Origin of the sequence: Pseudomonas cichorii, from assembly GCF_018343775.1 — a bacterium.
GTDB lineage: Bacteria > Pseudomonadota > Gammaproteobacteria > Pseudomonadales > Pseudomonadaceae > Aquipseudomonas > Aquipseudomonas cichorii.
In genome coordinates, this window is record NZ_CP074349.1 from 5,124,855 (window position 1) to 5,146,529 (window position 21,675).

At 57.5% G+C, this 21,675-nt stretch carries 18 protein-coding genes; 8 read left to right on the top strand and 10 right to left on the bottom strand.

All coding sequences use genetic code 11. The features are described from left to right. Positions 1-64: 64 nt before the first annotated feature. A complete protein-coding gene (locus KGD89_RS21795; protein WP_025261880.1) occupies positions 65-1,033 on the top strand; it encodes a polyprenyl synthetase family protein in 969 nt (322 codons plus the stop codon). 155 nt (positions 1,034-1,188) lie between these two features. Continuing rightward, a complete protein-coding gene (locus tag KGD89_RS21800) occupies positions 1,189-1,431 on the top strand; it encodes a PA4570 family protein (protein ID WP_025261881.1) in 243 nt (80 codons plus the stop codon). 78 nt (positions 1,432-1,509) lie between these two features. On the opposite strand, the gene KGD89_RS21805 is transcribed toward KGD89_RS21800, so the two are convergent. The 5 genes from KGD89_RS21805 to KGD89_RS21825 form a co-directional block, all read right to left on the bottom strand. After that, on the bottom strand, positions 1,510-2,127 hold the full coding sequence (locus KGD89_RS21805; RefSeq protein WP_025261882.1) for an FKBP-type peptidyl-prolyl cis-trans isomerase: 618 nt from the start codon (positions 2,125-2,127) through the stop codon (positions 1,510-1,512). A gap of 122 nt (positions 2,128-2,249) precedes the next feature. Next, complete coding sequence (locus KGD89_RS21810; protein WP_025261883.1) at positions 2,250-2,558, bottom strand: DUF6482 family protein; 309 nt, start codon at positions 2,556-2,558, stop codon at positions 2,250-2,252. Positions 2,559-2,694: 136 nt separating this feature from the next. Continuing rightward, complete coding sequence (locus tag KGD89_RS21815) at positions 2,695-3,183, bottom strand: TIGR00645 family protein (protein WP_025261884.1); 489 nt, start codon at positions 3,181-3,183, stop codon at positions 2,695-2,697. A 114-nt stretch (positions 3,184-3,297) separates the two neighbouring features. Beyond that, complete coding sequence (locus KGD89_RS21820; RefSeq protein ID WP_038400040.1) at positions 3,298-3,627, bottom strand: PA4575 family protein; 330 nt, start codon at positions 3,625-3,627, stop codon at positions 3,298-3,300. Positions 3,628-3,840: 213 nt separating this feature from the next. Further along, positions 3,841-6,261: a Lon protease family protein gene (locus KGD89_RS21825; protein ID WP_025261886.1), complete on the bottom strand. Its 2,421-nt coding sequence runs from the start codon at positions 6,259-6,261 to the stop codon at positions 3,841-3,843. Between the two features lie 321 nt (positions 6,262-6,582). On the opposite strand from KGD89_RS21825, the gene KGD89_RS21830 reads away from it, so the two are divergent. The 4 genes from KGD89_RS21830 to KGD89_RS21845 all read left to right on the top strand — a co-directional run bounded on the left by KGD89_RS21830 (position 6,583) and on the right by KGD89_RS21845 (position 10,082). Next, positions 6,583-7,071 (top strand): DUF3015 domain-containing protein, encoded by a 489-nt coding sequence (locus tag KGD89_RS21830; RefSeq protein ID WP_025261887.1) that lies wholly within the window; start codon positions 6,583-6,585, stop codon positions 7,069-7,071. 62 nt (positions 7,072-7,133) lie between these two features. Continuing rightward, the gene (locus KGD89_RS21835) at positions 7,134-8,987 is read left to right on the top strand and encodes an Lnb N-terminal periplasmic domain-containing protein (RefSeq protein WP_025261888.1); all 1,854 of its coding nucleotides are present in this window, start codon (positions 7,134-7,136) and stop codon (positions 8,985-8,987) included. 156 nt (positions 8,988-9,143) lie between these two features. Beyond that, positions 9,144-9,497 (top strand): hypothetical protein, encoded by a 354-nt coding sequence (locus KGD89_RS21840; RefSeq protein WP_025261889.1) that lies wholly within the window; start codon positions 9,144-9,146, stop codon positions 9,495-9,497. Between the two features lie 72 nt (positions 9,498-9,569). Beyond that, positions 9,570-10,082: a GreA/GreB family elongation factor gene (locus KGD89_RS21845; protein WP_025261890.1), complete on the top strand. Its 513-nt coding sequence runs from the start codon at positions 9,570-9,572 to the stop codon at positions 10,080-10,082. Between the two features lie 48 nt (positions 10,083-10,130). Here KGD89_RS21845 and ettA read toward each other — a convergent pair whose 3' ends face one another. Beyond that, complete coding sequence (ettA, locus tag KGD89_RS21850) at positions 10,131-11,795, bottom strand: energy-dependent translational throttle protein EttA (protein WP_025261891.1); 1,665 nt, start codon at positions 11,793-11,795, stop codon at positions 10,131-10,133. A gap of 462 nt (positions 11,796-12,257) precedes the next feature. On the opposite strand from ettA, the gene KGD89_RS21855 reads away from it, so the two are divergent. Beyond that, entirely contained in the window at positions 12,258-15,986 is a 3,729-nt protein-coding gene (locus KGD89_RS21855) for a sensor domain-containing protein (RefSeq protein WP_213149630.1), read from the top strand. Between the two features lie 228 nt (positions 15,987-16,214). Next, on the top strand, positions 16,215-17,468 hold the full coding sequence (glyA, locus tag KGD89_RS21860; protein ID WP_025261893.1) for a serine hydroxymethyltransferase: 1,254 nt from the start codon (positions 16,215-16,217) through the stop codon (positions 17,466-17,468). A gap of 54 nt (positions 17,469-17,522) precedes the next feature. On the opposite strand, the gene KGD89_RS21865 is transcribed toward glyA, so the two are convergent. The 4 genes from KGD89_RS21865 to KGD89_RS21880 all read right to left on the bottom strand — a co-directional run bounded on the left by KGD89_RS21865 (position 17,523) and on the right by KGD89_RS21880 (position 21,652). Continuing rightward, entirely contained in the window at positions 17,523-18,689 is a 1,167-nt protein-coding gene (locus KGD89_RS21865) for an MFS transporter (RefSeq protein ID WP_025261894.1), read from the bottom strand. A 3-nt stretch (positions 18,690-18,692) separates the two neighbouring features. Next, on the bottom strand, positions 18,693-19,697 hold the full coding sequence (locus KGD89_RS21870) for an aminotransferase class I/II-fold pyridoxal phosphate-dependent enzyme (RefSeq protein WP_074568857.1): 1,005 nt from the start codon (positions 19,695-19,697) through the stop codon (positions 18,693-18,695). A gap of 660 nt (positions 19,698-20,357) precedes the next feature. Continuing rightward, on the bottom strand, positions 20,358-21,350 hold the full coding sequence (yjiA, locus tag KGD89_RS21875) for a GTPase (protein WP_025261896.1): 993 nt from the start codon (positions 21,348-21,350) through the stop codon (positions 20,358-20,360). Positions 21,351-21,454: 104 nt separating this feature from the next. After that, complete coding sequence (locus tag KGD89_RS21880) at positions 21,455-21,652, bottom strand: YbdD/YjiX family protein (RefSeq protein ID WP_025261897.1); 198 nt, start codon at positions 21,650-21,652, stop codon at positions 21,455-21,457. Between the last annotated feature and the right edge of the window lie 23 nt (positions 21,653-21,675).

Below are 21,675 nucleotides of genomic sequence, written 5' to 3' on the forward strand. Positions count from 1 at the left end.
ACCTTGACAGGCCCTACCCTGCAACCTAGCATGCGGCGCAACCTATCTGGAGCACTTGTCGCAGATGCAACCCCAAGCCTTCTATCGCGCGGTGGCGGACGACTTTAGTGCCGTTGACCTTATCATCAAGAAGCAACTGACGTCTCGTGTGCCGCTGGTCTCGAAAATCGGCGATTACATCACGTCAGCCGGCGGAAAGCGCCTGCGCCCGCTGCTGGTGCTTCTGTGTGGCAAAGCCCTGGGACGCGAAGGCGACGACCTGCGCCTGCTGGCCGCCACTATCGAGTTCCTGCACACCGCCACCCTGCTACATGACGACGTCGTCGACATGTCGGGCATGCGTCGCGGCCGGTCCACGGCCAACGCACTGTGGGGCAACGCGCCCAGCGTCCTGGTCGGTGACTTCCTTTATTCCCGCTCGTTCGAAATGATGGTCGAGCTGGGCTCGATGCCGGTCATGCAGATCCTGTCCAAGGCCACGCGGATCATCGCCGAAGGCGAAGTCCTGCAGTTGTCCAAGATTCGCGATGCCAGCACCACCGAAGAAACCTACATGGAAGTGATTCGCGGCAAGACAGCCATGCTGTTCGAAGCCTCGACCCACAGCGCCGCCGCCCTGTGCAATGCCAACACCGAACAGAGCGAAGCCCTGCGTACTTTCGGCGACCATCTGGGCGTGGCATTCCAACTGGTCGACGATCTGCTGGACTACCGTGGCGATGCCGAGACACTGGGCAAGAACGTCGGTGACGATCTGGCCGAAGGCAAGCCTACCCTGCCGCTGATCTACACCATGCGCGAAGGTTCGCCGGAACAGGCTGCCCTGGTCCGCAAGGCCATTCAGAAAGGCGGCCTGGAAGATCTGGAAAGCATTCGTGACGCCGTCGAAAAGGCCGGCGCCCTGGATTACACCGCGCAACTGGCCCGCGACTATGCTGCCCGCTCCATTGCCTGCCTGGACGCCCTGCCGCCAAGCGAATACCGCGACGCACTGGTAGAGCTGAGTGAATTCGCGGTAGCCCGCACTCACTGACAGTCATCGGCTGCACAAGAGCCCGTCCACAGTGACGGGCTTTTTCATGGACACAGATCAACCATCCGGCAGAAAATGCGAACCAATCTCAAATAGAAGCTTGCTATTATCGTAATAGGAATTATTCTCATCAAATCAAAAGCAGGAGATGGAATATGACTTATTTGATCGATGCATGGCTGGACCGGCCACAGCCCTACCTGAGAATCCTTCACCGCGAGACAGGCGAAGTCTGTGCCGTGCTTGAAGAGGAAGCGCTGGAAGAGTTACGCGATCAGGGCGATCTGGATGTCCACAGCCTCAGCTCCAGCGAGCCCGTGGTGCTGAAAGAACTGGTGCGAAATCTGTTTCTGTTCTGTTATGCGCGGGCCTTGCGCCCAGCAGGAGAGCTGCACTGAACATGATCCATTCACGTACTGCTGCTGAACGAATCAACGCGATTCGTTCAGCAGCCATCTGCATCAGCCAATAACCGATTACAGAACAGCCAGCAGCTCTACGTCGAATACCAGGACGCTGTGCGGCGCGATGCTGCCAACGCCTTGAGCGCCGTAAGCCAGCTCGCTCGGCACGTACAGGCGCCATTTGCTGCCGGTATTCATCAGTTGCAGAGCTTCGGTCCAGCCCGCGATAACGCCGCTGACCGGGAATTCTGCAGGCTCGCCACGATCGTAGGAGCTGTCGAAGACAGTGCCGTCGATCAGGGTGCCGTGGTAGTGAGTGCGAACCTGATCTTCACGGGTAGGCTTTGGGCCATCGCCAGCGGTCAGCACTTCGAATTGCAGACCCGAAGCCAGAGTGGTCACGCCTTCACGCTTGCCGTTTTCAGCCAGGTAAGCCAGACCAGCACCAGCAGCCTTTTCAGCCTTGGCAGCCGCTTCGGCCTGCATGATTTCACGGATGACCTTGAAGCTGGCGGACATTTCTTCCTGACCAACACGGCTTGGCTGACCGGCGAATGCATCGCTCAAGCCGGCCAGGATGGCTTCCAGGTTGACGCCCGGTGGCGGGTTGTCACGCAGTTGGTCGCCCAGCTGACGGCCAATGCCGTAGCTGACGCGGGTTTCGTCGGTGGACAGATTGACTTCGGACATGACGCTGCTCCGTTGAGGGACACCCAGACAGCAAACGGCGAGAGAATCGCCCTTTACCCTGATGTGACCCGAACCAAAAGGGCAAGCAGCCTAGCACAATTGGCTGTGGTGCCCTATCGCAGTCAGGACCAGGATGAATGAAAGGAGATCGGCAGGCGCATCACCGAGCGGTCATTGACCGGCATGCCGCACAGTTCGTCATGAACCACTGAATGGACCAGGTAGAACGGCACCACCGGCAAGGTCTTGAGCAAGTCCCGTGCATGCTCGACCGAGCGCAGATGCAGGGTCTTGCCTTCGGCGCTCTTCAACATGCGCGAGCCACCTTCCATGCACACCTCAAGCAGGTAGATACCGCCTTCGATGGAAATCAGATTCAGCTCATCGACCTTTCCGGCCTGGGCATGATCGGTAAATTCCTGAACATTCATGATCGAACCTCGCAGTGGATTAGAGGAATCAGAACAGGTTTTCTACCTTATCTCGCCAAAACACACCAGAAACGAAACCGCCCGCCCCTTGTTCATCGCTGAACACAGAAGGCGGGCGGCAGGAATGGAGCAGACCTCAGTTCTTGGTCAGCTTGTCCAGATAGCCCATGGCAAATGCCGATATCACAAACGTCATGTGGATGATCACGTACCACATCAGGTATTGCGTCTCGATGTTCTTGGCATCCATGAAAACGCGCAGCAGGTGGATGGACGAAATCGCCACGATGGAGGCCGCAACCTTCATTTTCAGGGACGAGGAGTCCATGGTGCCCAGCCAGTTGAGCTTTTCCTTGTCCTCATCGATATCCAGTTGAGAGACGAAGTTCTCATAGCCGGAAATCATCACCATGACCAGAAGGCCGCCTACCAGCGCCATGTCGATCAGCGACAGCAGGACCAGAATCAGGTCGGATTCGGCCAGGGAAAAAATGTTGGGGAGAACATGAAAGATTTCCTGGAAAAACTTCAGGCCAAGCGCCAGCAGCCCGAGGGACAACCCGAAATAAATGGGTGCCAGCAGCCAACGCGATGCGTACATCGCATTCTCGAAAAAACGTTCCATTGAGACTCGCCAGTGATTTGGAATGACGGGCGAGTATATTCAGGGAGAGCCCATAGCTCTAGAGGCGTGACAAAATGACACAGAAAAAGCTTCGCCACTTGTCTCCATCAACCTCTAGAAGGGAAACGAGCGCTGACAGCGGGCAATGTCACTGTCGATGCGGCGCAGCTCGCTCTGCATGTGCAGCCTCCAGATCGGCACATCTGCCACACTTTCATAACCATGCAGAAGAAGGCTTTCAGTGATGGCGAGCAATACCGACTCAGCGGCCATCAAACCGTTGAACGGCCCTTGAGACTTGATGGCTGAAGGCTGTTCGCCGGACATCCCGGCGGCGAAGAGCAACATCCACATGCCCCCATCACCAGGAAGAGGCCGGATGACACATTCAATGCGGGTCATCAGCCCCAGGCATTGACGGGTAAGACAGAGGCTACGCGACATGGCGAGTTCCTCGTGAGCGACAGTATTCGCCTCTCCCGTTCAAGGGAGTGACGCGCCAGTCCATTTGGCCACTGTGGTAATCACACAGGATAGAAGAAAAGCCGCAGAACAAAAGCAGGCCGGATGAACGGGCATCCGGCCTGCTTACATCCACAAGACATGCATTGTCTCCAATGCCGCCTCGCGAATAAGCTCACTCCCCCTTGAGTGTTTTCAGGCTTTCAGCTCGGGCTCCTTCTCCAGTTCTTCCTTGAGCTCCTCATCGCTGAGCATTTCTGCGATATCGCGCAGGCGCTCCACCACTCGGGCATTGACGCTGCCTTCGGGGAATTCGCCATTCTCGTCAGGCGTACCGGCAGGCTCGCCCACCAGCAGGCTCAAAGCTTCGTCAGCCTGACGCACCGCATACACATGGAACTGCCCGGCGCGCACAGCTTGCAGCACGCGCTCATCGAGCATCAGGGTTGCGACGTTGGCCTGCGGGATGATCGCGCCCTGCTCGCCCGTCAGGCCACGGGCCTCACAGAGACGGAAGAAACCTTCGATCTTTTCGTTGACCCCGCCCACTGCCTGCACTTCACCAAACTGGTTGATCGAGCCGGTAATCGCGAAACATTGCTTGAGCGGCGTGCGGGAAAGCGCCGAAATCAGCGTGCAGGCCTCACCCAGCGAAGCGCTGTCGCCATCCACATAACCGTAGGATTGCTCCAGAGCGATACTGGCCGAAATCGCCAGAGGGAATTCCTGGGCATAACGACTGCCCAGATACCCGGTGAGAATCATCACGCCCTTGGAGTGGATCGGCTGGCCAAGGTTGACCTCACGCTCGATGTCGACAATGCCGCTGCCGCCGGGATAGACCGTCGCCGAGATGCGCGCCGGTACACCGAACGCCGAATCGCCGACCTCCAGCACCGTCAGCCCGTTACACTTGCCGACCGCAGCGCCATCGGTGTCGATCAGGATGATCCCAGCCAGCATGTCGTCGAGAATCCGTGCCGAGACGCGCCCGGTGCGGGTGGCCTTGGCCTTGAGCGCTCGCTCGATGTGCCCGGCGTCGGTCTGTTCTTCGTTGGCCAGTTGGCGAATGAAATCCGCCTCGCTGACCAACTGGAACAGATCACCGATCCGCGCCGACAAACGCCCCTGATGCTCGGCCAGACGCGCGCTGTAGGTCGCCAGACGCGCCACGGCATCGGCGGTCAGAGGCGCCATGCCTTCTTCCGAAGTACGGGTTTTCAGCAGTTGGGCGAACTGTTCCAGGGTTTCGTCGACCAGCGGGATTTCCTCGTCGAAATCCACCAGCACCCGGAACATCTCCTGGAAGTCCGGATCGAGGTCCTGCAGGGTGTAATACAGCGAACGCGCACCAATGATGATGATCTTGACGTTCCACGGGATCACTTGCGGCGTCAGGGTGACAGTCGCCAGACGTCCCATTTCCCCCAGCGGCGACTCCATTTTCAGCTTGCGAGATTGCAGGGTGCGCTTGAGTGCATCCCAGACATACGGCTCGCTGAGCATCTTTTCCGCTTCCAGGATCAGGAAGCCGCCATTGGCGCGATGCAGCGCACCGGGCCGCAACTGGCGATACGTGGTGTAGAGCGCACCCTGGTCGGTGCTGTATTCGATACGACCGAACAGGTTGTCGTAAGTAGGATGCGGCTCGAAGACCACGGGTGCACCACCGCTGTGGGTGTGGCCGACAACCAGGCTCGGGCAGTATTGCTCTTCCAGCAGCTTGCGCGCCTGGGCGTCGGTCTTGCTGTCATCCACCAGTTGCTCGACAACGGTCTTGAGCAGATAGACCTGCATCGCCTGCAGGTAAGCGCAGACGGCGGCATTCTCGGCATACTTTTCGGACAGCGGAGCCAGCAGCGGCTGCAAGGTCAGGGTGATGGTTTCTTCGTTCAACTGGCGCAGTTGATTACTGGATTCACGCTTCCATTGCGGCAGGCTGGCCAGCTCTTCGTTCAGGCGCTCTTCGAGACCGGAGATATCTTCGTGGAAGCGCTCCCGCTCGGCTTCCGGCAACTGGGAGAACTCGGCCTCGTCCAGCGCCTTGCCGTCGGCCATGGGTGTAAAGGCGATATTGGTACTGTCGCGGTACAGCGCAATGTCCTTCTCCAGCGCCAGACGCTCGATCACGTCCAGGGCGCGGTCATAACGCTGGTTGAAGGCGCGGTCGATGGCGCTCTTCTTCTGCTGATACGACGGATGCTCGAAGACCGCCGGAAAGGTCGCCAGCAGGTTATCGATCAAGACACCGATATCGGCCATGAACGCCTGAGCACTGCCTGGCGCAAGTTCCAGGGCCTTGGGTTCACGGGGCTCATCGAAATTGTTGACGTAGACCCAGTCCGAGGGCGTCTGCATGCGCTTGCCCTCGGCCTTGAGGTAGCGCTTTACAAACGAAAACCGACCTGTGCCGGGCTCACCCATGACAAACACGTTGTAGCCGGGACGCGGCATCGCGACCCCGAACTGCAAGGCTTCTACGGCTCGTTCCTGGCCGAGTACTCCCCGAAAGGGCTCCAGATCATTGGTCGTCGAAAAGCTGAACTGTTCAGCGGAAAACGGGCGTGTCAGCGCTTGTGGCGCTAGACGAAGGCTGGCTGCGACAGAATCGGGCATCAGTGTTCCTTACATCAGGCGGGGCAGATGTCAGCATTCTGGCGCTCGCCGGACAAGACTTGCAAGACGGGAAAGCCCGGAATGTCCGTTCCCCCAACGAACAGGGCTGCGCAAGCACAAAATTAACCCTGTAACGCGAATAAATCTGCAATTGGCCACGGAACCCTTGGAACCAACCTAAACTCCAAATTGCGCATATGGTTACAAATAGCCATTTGCCTTGATGTATCGGTGGGTGCGAGAAGTCAGCGGACGCAGGATTTTTCGCGCCGAACCGGTTCAAGAACCCCGACACTGGTTGAACATAAAGAGAAAAAAGCTATGAAACGGATTCTTCTTGGAACGCTCTTCACCGCAGTCTCTATCAACGCAATGGCACAAGCGCCGGGCGGCCCTGATTGTGGCTGGGGCAACATGTTGTTTGAAGGCCAGCGTGGCACTCCTGCGCACTTCCTGGCATCAACCACTAACGGCACTTCCGGCAACGCCACCTTTGGCATGACTTCCGGCACCAACGGCTGCTCTACCAATGGCGCACTGACCTACGGCGGCAAATCCTGGCTGGCCATGAATGGCATGATGGATGAGCTCTCCAAGGACATGGCCATGGGCCAAGGTGAAGCACTGACAACCTACGCGGTCGTACTGGGCGTTGCACCAGAAGATCGTGCGCATTTCGCCGCAGTCACCCACGAACATTTCTCGCAGATCTTCAGCAAGGCCGACACCACCGCTGAAGACGTACACAGCAACACAATCAATGTCCTGAAAAACGATCCGACCCTGGCCAAATACGCAACCCAGGCCTAAAGTCGTTTGCCCGCCCCTCGGTTCCGATGGGCGGGTCCCCATCTCCTGACAAGTTGCTTTCTATGCTCAAACGTCTTGCGTATCTGGCGCTGTTTATCTGTGTCCCGTTATCTGCCGCCCCCCATCTGAGCGCAGACCGTTTGCAGCAATTGGCCAATGAGCCCTTCTGGCTTTCTCTGGGTCATTACGAAGCCGGCAAGCTGGGCGGCTGGCGCAGTTACGTCGACGACCCGAAATTCTTTCTCGCTGCCGACGGGGCCCATTATCCGAAGGCAGAGCTGAGCGCAACACTTGCAGCCCTTTACGCACCTGTCGGCAATGAACAGGCACATGCCCAATGCGTCTATCCGTCCCGCACCCGCTGGCTGCGCGACCAGTTGCAACTCACCGATCTGCCTGCCGTGGACTGCAAGGATTTCAAGGCGTGGTTCAAGGATGTGGCACCGGACAGCACAGTGCTGATTTTCCCGGCGGCCTACCTCAACAGCCCGTCCTCCATGTTCGGCCACACATTACTGCGCATCGACCCGGCCAGCGCCAAGACCAGCGGCACAACGCTGCTCAGCTATGCCATCAACTTCGGTGCCTATATCGAAGGCATGGACAACAGCATTCTCTACGCCTGGAAAGGCCTGATGGGAGGTTATCCCGGCCTGTTTGCACTGGTGCCCTATCAGGAAAAACTCTCGGAATACCGCAGCCTGGAAAACCGCGACCTGTGGGAATACCGGCTGAACCTGACCAGCGAAGAAACGCAGCGCATGGTCGAGCATGTCTGGGAACTGAAGCAGATCCGTTTCAGCTACTTCTTCTTCGATGAAAACTGCTCTTACCGCTTGCTGGAGTTGTTGGAAGTGGCCCGACCGGGCCTGAAGCTGACCCCTCAATTCGGGCTGACAGCCATTCCCACCGATACCGTCAAGGCCATCAAGGCTGCGGGCCTGGTAGAGAAAATCGAATACCGCCCTTCCCGCGAGCGTGAATTACTGAGCCGGGCCGAGCCACTGAGCCCGGATGAACAACAGTGGGTATTGCAAGTCAGCGCCGACCAGACGCAGCTCAAAGACAGCCAGTACCTGGCTCTGCCCAAGGAACGTCGAGCCCTGATCCAGGACGCGGCCTATCGGCTTGAACGCTATCGTGCAAACGGCCTGGAACGGGATGCCACCCGCTCGCAACGCAGCTTTGAGCTTTTGCAGGCCATCAACCAGAACCCGCCTGCGCAACTGGATATCCAGCGCCCCGGCCTGCCGGAAGAAGGACATGAGTCGCGAACCTGGCAACTGGGCGTGGGCAGCCGCAACGACCGGGCTTTCGCCGAATACGGCCTGCGCATGGCCTATCACGACCTGAACGACAACGCCTATGGCTTCCCGCTGGGCGCGCAGATCGAAATTCTTCAGCTCAAGCTGCGCCAGTACGAGGGCAATGACTGGCAGGTTCAACAACTGGATCTGGCGACTATCCGCTCCCTGACACCTCGCAATACCCTGCTCAAGCCATGGTCATGGCAAGTGACAGGCGGACTGGAGCGCGTGCCGGGCAAACATGGCGATGAAAACCTCGTCAGCCATGTGAATGGCGGTGCCGGCGGTACCTGGAAACTGGGCGAAGAAGTGCTGGGCTTTGCCTTGAGCACCGTGCGGGTCGAGCACAACAATGACTTCTCGGAGTTCATCTCGCCGGCAGCCGGCTTCAATACCGGCCTGCTCTGGCGCAACCCACTGGGTAACCTGAGCCTGGAGGCCAAGGGCGATTACTTCACCAATGGTGAAGTACGGCGCAGCATCAGCCTCAACCAGCAATGGGAACTGTCCCGCAACCTGGGCCTGCGCCTGAGCGCCCAGCGCGAGTTCAGCCAGTTGGCCACACCACAGAATGAAGTGATGCTTGAGGTGAAGTGGTATCACTATTGAGCACGCACTCATCCAAAAAACACACATGGCGGTAGGCGCGAATAAATTCGCTCCTACACAGCCGGCAGGGCACTCCATAGAGTTTATCGACACATCTTTGACAAATAACTCACAAGTGGACAACTACACTGAAGTCACTTGTAGAGGAAAACAGAAATGAACCTGCGCTGGGTGCTGTTGTGGCTGGTTGTCGTGCTGACAGGCTGTCAGTCCGCCCACGAGTATTTGCTGGCCGAAGGTTATCCACCGGCATTCGCCGATGGCTTCCAGGATGGCTGCGGCAGTGGCAAGGAAGCGGCCGGGGCGTTTACCGGGCAGTTCAAGAAGAACGTCCCCCGCTATCTCAAAGACCCACTCTACGCTGAAGGCTGGAACGACGGATTCCGTCAATGCCAGACCATGGCAGACCGACGGGACCGGCTCGACCCCGGACAAGTCTGGAATGACCGCGACCGTGACTGGGAGCGGGAGAAAACCAGAAGCGCCGCCAAGGCCTATCGTCCAAATTAAAGACGCTTCGGGAAATCAGACGAAACCAATCCGCTGCAACCATGGACCAACTCTCAAAGAGGAGGACAAACCATGAGTCGCGCTTTCGTCAATGAAGACAACGCCGCCGCAGAGGCCAGTCAACCGGTTGAACGTCTGATCAGCACACACCCCAATTACGTTACCGCACACGGGCTCCTGCTGCTGCAACAGCAAGTCAATGAACTGCAGACACAGCACAGCGCCCAGACGGCTTTGGGAGATAGCGCCGACAAACAGCGCCTGGCCGATCTTGAGCGGGATCTTCGCTATTTCACCCAGCGCCTGCAGAGTGCGCAGGTGGTTACGCCGGCCATCTCAACCGAGCAGGTACAGATCGGCAGTCGGGTGACGTTCGCGGATGAAAGGGACAACCGTCAGCGGGTGCAACTGGTCGGTGAGGATCAGGCCGATGCCGCCAGGGGGCTGATCAACTGGAGTTCGCCACTGGGGCGTGCATTGCTGGGGACGCAACTGGGAGACGAGGTGCTATGGAAGCGCCCGGCCGGGGATCAGATCATCGAGATCGTATTGATCGAACCTGATGATGGAGCGGCCGGGGCGTAGCCATTCATCGCAATGCCGCACAAGGCGGCATTGCGACGAGAGGCCTTATCAGGCCAGCTTCTTGTGGCGAACACGATGCGGCTGTGCCGCTGCATCACCCAGACGCTTTTTACGATCGGCTTCGTATTCGGTGTAGTTGCCTTCAAAGAAGACCGCTTGCGAATCGTCTTCGTACGCCAGGATGTGGGTTGCCACACGGTCCAGGAACCACCGATCGTGAGAGATCACAATGGCGGCGCCCGGGAAGTCCAGCAGGGCTTCTTCCAGGGAACGCAGGGTTTCAACGTCCAGGTCGTTGGACGGTTCATCGAGCAGCAACACGTTGCCGCCTTCCTTCAAGGTCAGTGCCAGGTGCAAGCGACCGCGCTCACCACCGGAAAGGTCCTTGACGAACTTCTGCTGGTCGCCGCCCTTGAAGTTGAAGCGCCCCACGTAGGTGCGCGACGGGATTTCGTAGTTGCCGATGCGGATCTGATCCGAACCGTCGGAAATCTGCTGGAACACGGTCTTGCTGCCGTCCAGGTCGTCACGGCTCTGATCGACACAGGCCAGTTGCACGGTTTCACCGATTTCGATACTGCCCGAGTCCGGTGTTTCCTTGCCCATCAGCATGCGGAACAGAGTCGACTTACCGGCACCGTTACCACCGATCACGCCGACAATGGCGCCTTTAGGCATGGCAAACGACAGGTTGTCGATCAGCACGCGGTCGCCATAGCCTTTGGAGACGTTCTTGAACTCGATAACCTTGTCACCCAGACGCGGACCGGCGGGAATGTAGATCTCGTTGGTTTCGCTGCGCTTCTGGAATTCCTGCGATTGCATTTCTTCAAAGCGTTGCAGGCGGGCCTTGGACTTGGACTGACGCGCCTTGGCACCTTTGCGAACCCACTCCAGCTCGTCTTTCATGGCTTTTTCATGAGCCGACTGCTGCTTGGATTCCTGGGCCAGACGATCGGACTTGGCTTCCAGCCAGCCCGAATAGTTACCTTCATATGGAATGCCCGCACCGCGGTCGAGCTCCAGAATCCAGCCGGCGACGTTATCCAGGAAGTAACGGTCGTGCGTGATCGCGACCACAGTGCCCGGGAAGTCGTGCAGGAAGTGCTCAAGCCAGGCGACGGAATCGGCATCCAGGTGGTTGGTCGGTTCGTCGAGCAACAGCATGTCCGGTGCGGACAGCAGCAGGCGGCACAAGGCAACACGGCGCTTTTCACCACCGGACAACACGGAAACCTTGGCATCCCAGGCGGGCAGACGCAGCGCATCGGCGGCGACTTCCAGTTGGCGCTCCAGGTTATGGCCATCGCCAGCCTGCAGGATCGCTTCCAGCTTGGCCTGTTCGGCAGCCAGTTTGTCGAAGTCGGCATCCGGCTCGGCGTATTCGGCGTAGACCTGATCCAGGCGGGCCTGAGCGTCTTTGATGACGCTGACCGCTTCCTCGACCACTTCACGAACGGTCTTGTTCGGGTCAAGTTGTGGCTCTTGCGGCAGATAACCCACGTTCAGCTCGGGCATCGGACGTGCTTCGCCGTCGAACTCGGTATCGACGCCAGCCATGATTTTCAACAGCGTGGATTTACCCGAACCGTTGAGACCCAGCACGCCGATCTTGGCGCCCGGGAAGAAGGAAAGGGAGATGTTCTTCAGGATTTCCCGCTTCGGCGGCACAACTTTGCTCAGCCGATGCATGGTAAAGACGTATTGAGCCATGGAATGAAAACCTAGCGTCTGTGAGGGTGACTGATTAAAGCGCGAGCTTTTATTTGTCTCTGCTACTTGCCGCAGTGCCATTCAAAGCCTTGAATGAAACAGACAGAGAACGGACTTCTGCATCCGGGCAAATATAAAGCTGGATCGATGTTTGCAAGCAGTGGATTCACTCTTGCAGGAGTCGGGTTACAACGCGCATCGGGCAAAGCTACCCGAATGCGGCCTGTAGGGCAAACGATCCGGCCCCACAGGGCTGGCACTTCGCTACAACTCAGGGCATGCTAGCCGCCCTTTGGGCGTCGGGCTTTAATTGCATAACGCACTCGCTGCTTCAGTCCAGTAGTCAGGAACAACGATTTGCCTACACCAACGCCCTCCACGCCATCAGAAACAGCCAAAAGCACAACCGTTGTGCCTTTGCGTAGTTCCTTGAAAGGGCTACTGGCAGCGCTGGTTCTACTGATGCTTGCACTGCTGTTGTGGCAACTGCTCGAGCAGTTTCACCAGACACAGGAGCGCCAGCGTCAGCGCAGTCTCGACTACAGTACGCAACTCGCAGACCGCTTGAGCCTCAACATGGCCCTGAGCGCGCAGATCACCATGAACCTGCTGGATGAAGGAACGCCATCCAGAAGCGAAATCGCTCCTCAGAAACATCCCCTGCAAAGGCTGCGAGAAACCGTACCGTCCTTGCGCAGCGTGGCATGGCTCAGTCCTCAGGGTGATGTGATCCGCGACAGCGCCGAAACCACACTGGACGGTGCATTTCTCAAGAGCGCGCTCCAGCAGGCAGTGGGTCGGCCTTATTACTACACCAGTTCCGAAGATGGCCTGCAGATCTACATGTTCGTGCATCAGGCCGACGGCCTCGGCGGCGCCTACTGGGCCGTACGCATGGCGCCGGATGCCCTCAAGGCACTGATACAGCAACCCAGCCAGGACTTTCAGCATCTGTGGCGGCTCGAAAGCCGCCTGACCCAGCGGGTCATCCTGCGCGACGCATCGATGCAGACCGATTCCGGGCAGGCAGAAAGCGTGCTGCTGCAACCCTTGAGCAACAGCGACTGGCAACTGCACGGCCTGTTCGATGCCCACAAGGCACGTCAGGAACTGATTGCGCCCCTGATCGTGAAATGCGTGGTCGGCCTGCTGTTTTCACTCCTGCCCCTGGCCGCCATTCTCAGCATGCGTCGCCGCCAGCGCCAACTGCTGAAAAGTCGCCGCCGTTATCAGGACATTTTCGAAGGCGCAGGCGTTGCCATCTGCGTACTGGACATGTCCGACCTGCCTGAGCAGCTCGAAACCTTCCAGATCCGAACCACAGAAGACTTCGATCACTTTATCGAGACACAACCGGTGCTGCTGAAGCGACTGCTGCAGCAGATACGCATCACAGAGGTCAATCAGGTTGCCCTGAGCCTGTTGAATATCAAGTGCGGCGATGAAGCCTGGCAGCAACTGATAGAAGGCGAATCGCGCAAGCGGCCCGGCATCGGCACCCAGGTGATTCAGGCGGTTCTGAACCGACAGCAACGACTCGAACTGGAAATCCGCCTCACCCGTGAGTCCGGCCAGGACCAGCATCTATGGCTGGTATTGCGCTTGCCTGAAACCCGGTCCGACCATGACGCTGTCATCCTGAGCATCGGCGACATCACCAGCCGCAAGCAGATCGAACTGTCATTGCAGGAGCGCGAGCGCTTCTGGTCGGATGTGGTCCGCACCGTGCCCGATCACCTGTATGTCCAGGACGTGCTCAGCCAGCGCATGATCTACAGCAACCACCATCTGGGGCAGACGCTGGGCTACAGCAAGAGCGAACTGCACGCCATGGGCGAGTTTTTCTGGGAAATCCTGCTGCACCCCGAGGATGCCCAGAGCTATCAGGACATGCGCCTGCGCCAACGCCATCACGGGCACAACGAACTGCTGCAATGTGCCCTGCGCTTTCGTCACAAGGACACTACCTGGCGTTGCTTCGATATCCGCGAACAAGCCCTGACCCGGGACAAGGAAGATCTGGTCACCCGCATCATCGGCGTCGCCAAGGACATCACACGCCAGGTCGAGGCCAGTCAGTCCTTGCGCGACAGCGAGCAGCGCTACCGGATGCTCGCCGAAAGCATCAGTGATGTGATCTTCTCTACCGACAGGCTGCTGGAAGTCAACTATGTCAGCCCCTCGGTGCAAAGCGTTCTGGGCTACGAAGCCGACTGGGTTATCCAGAACGGCTGGGGCTCCACCGTTGCCAACCCGCAGCAGCTATCAGGCTTCTACAACCTGATAGCGCGCATCAAGCGGGTGCTCGACAACCCTCAGGAACTGGCGAAGCTGCGCAGCGCTGTTCCCACCCAGCTGTACCTGTTCGATTGCCTGCGTGCCGATGGCCGCAAGATCCCGGTAGAGCTGCGACTGGTTCTGGTCTGGGATGAGCACGGAACATTCGAAGGCATACTGGGCGTGGGCCGCGATATCAGCACCCAGCGTCGCGCCGAAAAAGACCTGCGAATGGCAGCTACGGTTTTCGAGCACTCGACGTCCGCGATCCTGATTACCGACCCGGCGGGTTATATCGTCCAGGCCAACGACGCCTTCACTCGGGTCAGCGGCTATGACGTGTCACAAGTGCTCGATCAATTACCGAACATGCTTACCGTGGATCGAGAGCAGGAAGCCCACCTGCGCTACATCCTCAAACAACTGAACCAGCGCGGCACCTGGGAAGGCGAAGTCTGGCTCAAGCGTCGCAATGGCGAGCATTACCCGGCCTGGGTCGGCATCACGGCCGTGGTGGATGATGAAGGCGACCTGGCCAGCTATGTGTGCTTCTTCAGCGATATCAGCGAGCGCAAGGCCAGCGAACAGCGCATTTACCGCCTGGCCTATTACGACGCCCTGACCCACCTGCCCAACCGCACACTGTTCCAGGACCGCCTGCATTCGGCCCTGCAACATGCAGAAAGACAGCAGGCCTGGGTGGTTCTCATGTTCCTGGACCTGGATCGCTTCAAGCCGATCAACGACTCCCTGGGCCACGCCGCCGGCGACCGCATGCTCAAGGAAATGGCCACCCGGCTGCTGGCCTGTGTCGCCGACGATGACACGGTCGCGCGCATGGGCGGCGATGAGTTCACCCTGCTGCTGCAACCGGGAGCCACCCGCGAGATCGCGCTCAATCGTGCGATCCACGTGGCCGAGCAGATCCTCAACAGCCTGATCACGCCTTTCGTGCTGGAAGGCCGTGAGTTCTTCGTGACCGCCAGTATCGGCATCGCCCTGAGCCCGCAGGACGGCAACGAACTGAGCCAGTTGATGAAGAACGCCGACACCGCGATGTACCACGCCAAGGAGCGCGGCAAGAACAACTTCCAGTTCTACCAGACCGACATGAACGCCACCGCCCTGGAACGTCTGGAGCTGGAAAGCGACCTGCGCCATGCCCTGGAGCAGCAAGAGTTCACGATCTACTACCAGCCTCAGTTCAGCGGCGACGGCAAACGCCTGACCGGCGCCGAAGCCCTGCTGCGCTGGCGGCATCCACGCCGCGGCCTGGTGCCGCCCAGCGAGTTCATCCCGGTTCTGGAAGAACTCGGTCTGGTGGTGGAAGTCGGGGACTGGGTACTGGCCGAAGCCTGTCGTCAGCTCAAGAGCTGGCATCAGGCAAAAGTGCGGGTCCCCAAGGTATCGGTGAATATTTCCGCAAGACAGTTTTCGGACGGCCAGCTCGGCAAGCGTATCGCCCGGATGCTGGGCGAAACCGGTCTGCCACCGGCTTGCCTGGAGCTGGAACTGACCGAAAGTATCCTGATGCGCGAAGTCAGCGAAGCCATGCAAATGCTCGACGGCCTGAAGAATCTTGGCCTGAGCATCGCGGTCGATGACTTCGGCACCGGCTATTCATCGTTGAACTACCTCAAGCAGTTCCCGATTGACGTACTGAAAATCGACCGCACCTTCGTCGATGGCCTGCCATCGGGCGAACAGGACGCACAGATTGCCCGCGCCATCATCGCCATGGCTCACAGCCTGAACCTTGCGGTCATCGCCGAAGGCGTCGAAACCCACGAACAGCTGGAGTTCCTACGCGAACACGGCTGCGACGAAGTCCAGGGCTACCTCTTCGGCCGCCCGATGCCGGCTTCGCAGTTCGAGGCGCAGTTCAGCAATGATGCGTTGTTCATGTTCGACTAGGTCGAACAGAAACAAAGCGGCAAGCTGCAAGTTGGGAGTTTCAAGCAAAAGCAGATTTTTTCCGAACGCTACGACCCCGCTCTTGCTTGTAGCTTGCCGCTTGTAACTTGCAGCTTCCCCTCCTACTTGCCTTCTGCTCATCCACCAAATGAGCCCCTTTCATATGCCAGATAAAACGCGATGGGGTAGAATGCTCCCCTTTTCCGCTCCAACCCCTCGAGGACTGCCATGTTCAGCCGTGATTTGACTCTCGCGAAGTACGACTCCGATCTTTTTGCCGCCATGGAGCAAGAAGCCCTGCGCCAGGAAGAGCACATCGAACTGATTGCCTCGGAAAACTACACCAGCCCGGCTGTCATGGAGGCTCAGGGCTCGGTCCTGACCAACAAGTACGCCGAAGGCTATCCGGGCAAGCGCTACTACGGTGGCTGCGAGTACGTCGACGTCGTTGAACAACTGGCCATCGACCGCGCCAAGGAACTGTTCGGCGCTGATTACGCCAACGTACAGCCACACGCCGGTTCCCAGGCAAACTCCGCTGTTTACCTGGCTCTGCTGCAAGGCGGCGACACCATTCTGGGCATGAGCCTGGCTCATGGCGGTCACCTGACCCACGGCGCCAGCGTCAGCTCCTCGGGCAAACTGTACAACGCTGTTCAATACGGCATCGACGCCAATGGCATGATCGACTACGACGAAGTCGAGCGTCTGACCGTCGAGCACAAGCCAAAAATGATCGTGGCCGGTTTCTCTGCCTACTCGCAGGTTCTGGACTTCGCCCGTTTCCGCGAAATCGCTGACAAGGTCGGTGCTTACCTGTTCGTCGACATGGCCCACGTAGCCGGTCTGGTTGCCGCGGGTGTCTACCCGAACCCGGTTCCATTCGCTGACGTGGTCACCACCACGACCCACAAGACCCTGCGCGGTCCACGTGGCGGCCTGATCCTGGCTCGCGCCAATGCCGACATCGAGAAGAAGCTGAACTCGGCAGTATTCCCTGGCGCACAGGGCGGCCCGCTGGAGCACGTCATCGCGGCCAAGGCTGTCTGCTTCAAGGAAGCACTGCAACCGGAGTTCAAGGCCTACCAGCAACAAGTGGTCAAGAACGCCAAGGCCATGGCTGGCGTGTTCATCGAGCGCGGTTTCGACGTGGTTTCCGGCGGTACTGAAAACCACCTGTTCCTGCTGTCCCTGATCAAACAGGACATCTCCGGTAAAGACGCAGACGCTGCCCTGGGCCGCGCCTTCATCACCGTGAACAAGAACTCCGTCCCGAACGACCCACGCTCCCCGTTCGTCACCTCCGGCCTGCGCTTCGGCACCCCGGCAGTGACAACTCGCGGCTTCAAGGAAGCAGAGTGCAAGGAACTGGCTGGCTGGATCTGCGACATCCTGGCTGACCTGAACAACGAAGCGGTGATCGACGCCGTTCGCGAGAAGGTCAAAGCCATCTGCGCCAAGCTGCCGGTTTACGGCGCTTGATAGCGTAGTTGCTGACTGTATGAAAGAGCCCGGCTTTTGAGCCGGGCTTTTTATTTATGAGGAGACCTTCACGCGACCCTGCGTGTAAATACCCCATGCCAGAATTGCAAGCACGATACAGACAAGCGTGAATGGCCCTGGCTGGCCCGAGGGTAAAACACTGGCTATCAACCCACAGCAGGCAGCCATCGCCTGATGGATAAAACCGGTCAATGCCATGGCATAGGGACCGCTGACGGATGCGCTCTGATTGGCAAGGGATTGGCACAGCGGATAAACGATGCCCTGACCGACAAGCAGCAAACAGTAAGGTAGCCATAAAGAAGAAGCAGCCGCCGGAAACAAGAACTGCCCCGCCCCCATAAGCAAAGCCCCCGATGCCAGAAGCTTCAACCCAAACATCAGGCTCTGATCCTCGCTGCGCTTTGAAAGCAGCCAACTGACCGACAAAGCGCCAAGCATATAGGCACCGCTGACTGGCCACCCAATCCAGCCATACTCCATGGAAGTCCAGTTGAAGTGAAGCTGAAAGAGCGCTGGGGCACTGGCTCCAAAAAGAATAATCACGCCATAGCCCAAGCCACCCGCCAATACTGGCCGCATGAATTGAACATCTCGAATGAGGGTGCCGTATATTTTTCGACCTGGGCTTGAGGCCCGACGATCAGGCATTCCACTCGGGGCGTATCGCATAACAGGAAAAATCAATAAAAAGCCCAAAGCTGCACTTGTGAAAAAAACGGCCCGCCAGCCCCAGGCTGTATGTATCAACGCACCTGCAACTTGCGCCAAACCCAGCGATATCACAAAGCAGATCGACAGCCAGCTCAGAGCCTTTGCCAAATGCTGCGCACTGAAATTATCGCGTAACAACACACGAGCCATGACCGAAATACCTCCGGCAGCCGCTCCTTGAACAGTGCGACAGATAATGAACATGGCAGTGTCGGCCGATAGCGCAACCCCCAGGCTGCTGATAGAAAACAGCAAAAGCGCCCAGATCATCGTTGCCCTGCCCCCCAGCAAGGCCGCCACTCTGCCCCACAGCAACATCGGCAACCCCATCCCCGCCAGAAATGCCGAAAGTGTCAGCGCCGAAAAACCGGGGCTGGCATGAAAACTTTCGGCAATTGAGGGCAAGGACGGAAGATAGAGCGTTATACCTGACTGTGCCGTCAACACGGCCATACATGAGATAACGATATGGCTGTCGATTTTCATGGTTTAAGGTAGTTGATACTGGGCTGTGTGGGAGGCGAGTTCTGTTGTGCCAAGAAAACGTTTCACCCGTGCGCAAAACTCATCAATAAGGCCAGCGGACATATCTGCTCTGAACGTGATTCTTATCGCAGGCTTATTTTGTGCTACTACTGGAAAAAACACAGCAGAAGTAAAAAATCCATTATTGGAGAGTTCGGCAGCAATATGATTTGCAACATTGGCACCAGGGCAACGTATCAGCCTGATCGGCGAATAGCTTCCTATTTGATCTGTAACAATCAGTGAATCAAAGCGTTGGATATTGCGCTGCAGCTTTTTTTGCAACTCATCAATCTCACCTGTGCGATGCAAGGCTATCGAAGCTCTTCCTGCACCGATAGCGGCAGCATTAAGACTCTGAGACCAGTTGCTGGGGCCGCCGTACCGGTAGATCAGTTTTTTCTGCTGCTCACTACCCAGCATGGCCATTCCACCTCCAGCGCCAAAAGCCTTTCCGAGAGACGCCACGACAATAGTGCTGTCATCCTGGCAGGGTAGCCATGATCTCACATGGCCCATTCCATTTGCTCCCAAAGCCGTGATGGCATGAGAGTCGTCGAGATACAGAAACATCCCATATTTCTCTTTCAGATAGATGAGGCTTTCCATATCCGCAACACCTCCCATGCTGTAGACACCATCAGCAACATAAGCAATCTTTTTGTGAGATTTACATAATGTCTCGAGTTGATCCATGTCGTTGTGATTCAGTGTCATGACATCCGTTTCGTCTGCGCATGCTGCCTTTATATGGTTCATTGAGTAATGCGCATGCTTGTCGAAAATCATGGTGGGAGCCATCCCATTCGTAAAAACTCCAGAGGCTAACAAAGGCAATATTCCAGCGCTGGCGGCACTGCACGACAGGGTGACATGACAATACGCACTAAAGCCATAGAGTTTTTGGTGATGGGTAGCACCAAAAGAAACGAAAGCCTGAAATCGTACTTTCGGTGATTGAACGGTCATTTTTGCAACGCTGCTTATTAATGTATGTAGGAGACTTCTGAGCAAAAGCAGTGTCGCAGTGTTTTTCCTGTAAGAAAGCTCTTTATTGAATTCGCAGGGGATCAGCTACGCACCAAACGAATTGGCCTCCACTACCTGGCTTTTTAAGCCTAATCCTTATCCTTTCAAAAAAACCTACAGGAGATATAACTCTCAGCCATTTCTCATAACCTTCACAGAAACGCCCTGCATAAACACCAAGGTCATATGCGCAAGGATGCATGCCTCGCATTCTTGAGGCTGACCATGACTCCCGTTTCTATCACAGGCCAACAGTGCCCCTGCAACGTCAACATGGAGTCGACTTTAAACACCCGAGAAACCACTCAACTTATGGCACTACCTAGCGCATGAAAAAACACCTCCTGACACTCATACGGCTCTTAACCGCTTGGGTATCGAAACCCGGCTTGAGGCGGAAGAGAAATTCAATTCCTGTTGGAATGAGTGATATCTACTCTCACAAAACGAAACGCAATATCATGATTTAAATAAAATTCCCGCAGGAGCAATCAGAGGGTGCTCCGCTTATTCGCGAGAAGTCCGTACATCCGAAGAAAATGTATCCCCTTCAATGACTTCTCGCGGATAAATCCGCTCCTACGAAATCAGGTCGCTGGCTCACACATTAGTGTTACCCCCCACCATCTCGCCAAACGCCGCCCGAATCTTCTCTTCCGGCAATTCATCGGCAATGAACACGATCACGCTTTCGCGTTTTTCGTCTTCTGCCCATTCGGTATCCCAGTCAAAGCCATAGAGCTTCAGCACGCCCTGGAACACCATGCGCCGTGGCTCGCCTGCGATATTGAGTACGCCTTTGTAGCGCAGCAGTTGTTTGCCGTGGTCTTCGAGCAGTTCGTTCATGAACTCGCTGAGCTTGTCGATATCCAGCGGTTTTTCACTGCGCAGCACCAGGCTTGAGATGCGGTCGGCGGATGCGCCAGCCGGGGCAAGCGGGCGCAGGGTGACGCCGCCACCGAGGTCGGCGTTGAGGTTGAAGCCTCTGACATCCAGCAATTCGGCCAAATCGATCTTGCCGTGCTCAACGATACGAATCGGCGCGCGCCGGTTGATACGGGTCAGGCGGGACGAGAGAGCCTGGAAGGCTTCTTCGTCCACCAGATCGCGCTTGCTCACCAGCAAACGGTCGGCAAAGCCGATTTGTGCCTGGGCGATGGTCTGGGCCAGGTGGGTGTCGGCATGGGCAGCATCCACCAGCGTGATGATGCCGTCGAGGATGTAGCGCTCGCGCAGCTCTTCATCGATGAAGAAGGTTTGCGCAACGGGAGCCGGATCGGCAAGGCCGGTGCATTCGATCACCAGTCGGTCAAAGGCGATTTCACCGCTGTCCAGTCGCTCCAGCAGCAGGTACAGGGCTTTGGTCAGGTCGGTGTGGATGGTGCAGCAGACGCAGCCGTTGGACAGCGTCATGATTTGCACGGGGTCTGTGCCAAGCAACTGGCTATCAATGCCGGCATCACTGAATTCGTTTTCGATGACCGCGATTTTCAGGCCGTGTTCGGCCTTGAGCAAATGACGCAGCAGAGTGGTCTTGCCTGCTCCCAGAAAGCCGGTCAATACGGTGACGGGGATGGGTTGCGCAACAGTCATGTGTACTCCAGCAGTTCAATATGTACAGATGCTCTATAAAAACGACAACGCCACAGGTGTTGGCCTGTGGCGCGTCGATTCAAACGATAACGCAGATCAGAGGATCAGCAACACTTGGGACCACCCTTGCCGCCGTAACGAGCTTCCTGGCGTTCGCGAAAGAACTCCTCGTAGCTCATCAACGGCTTGTCCGGGTGCTTGGTCTGCATGTGCTCGACATAGGTGTCGTAGTCCGGCATGCCCACCATCAGGCGTGCGGCCTGACCGAGGTATTTCCCGAGGCGACTCAGGTCATTGAACATGGGCTGATCCTCTCTTCATGACC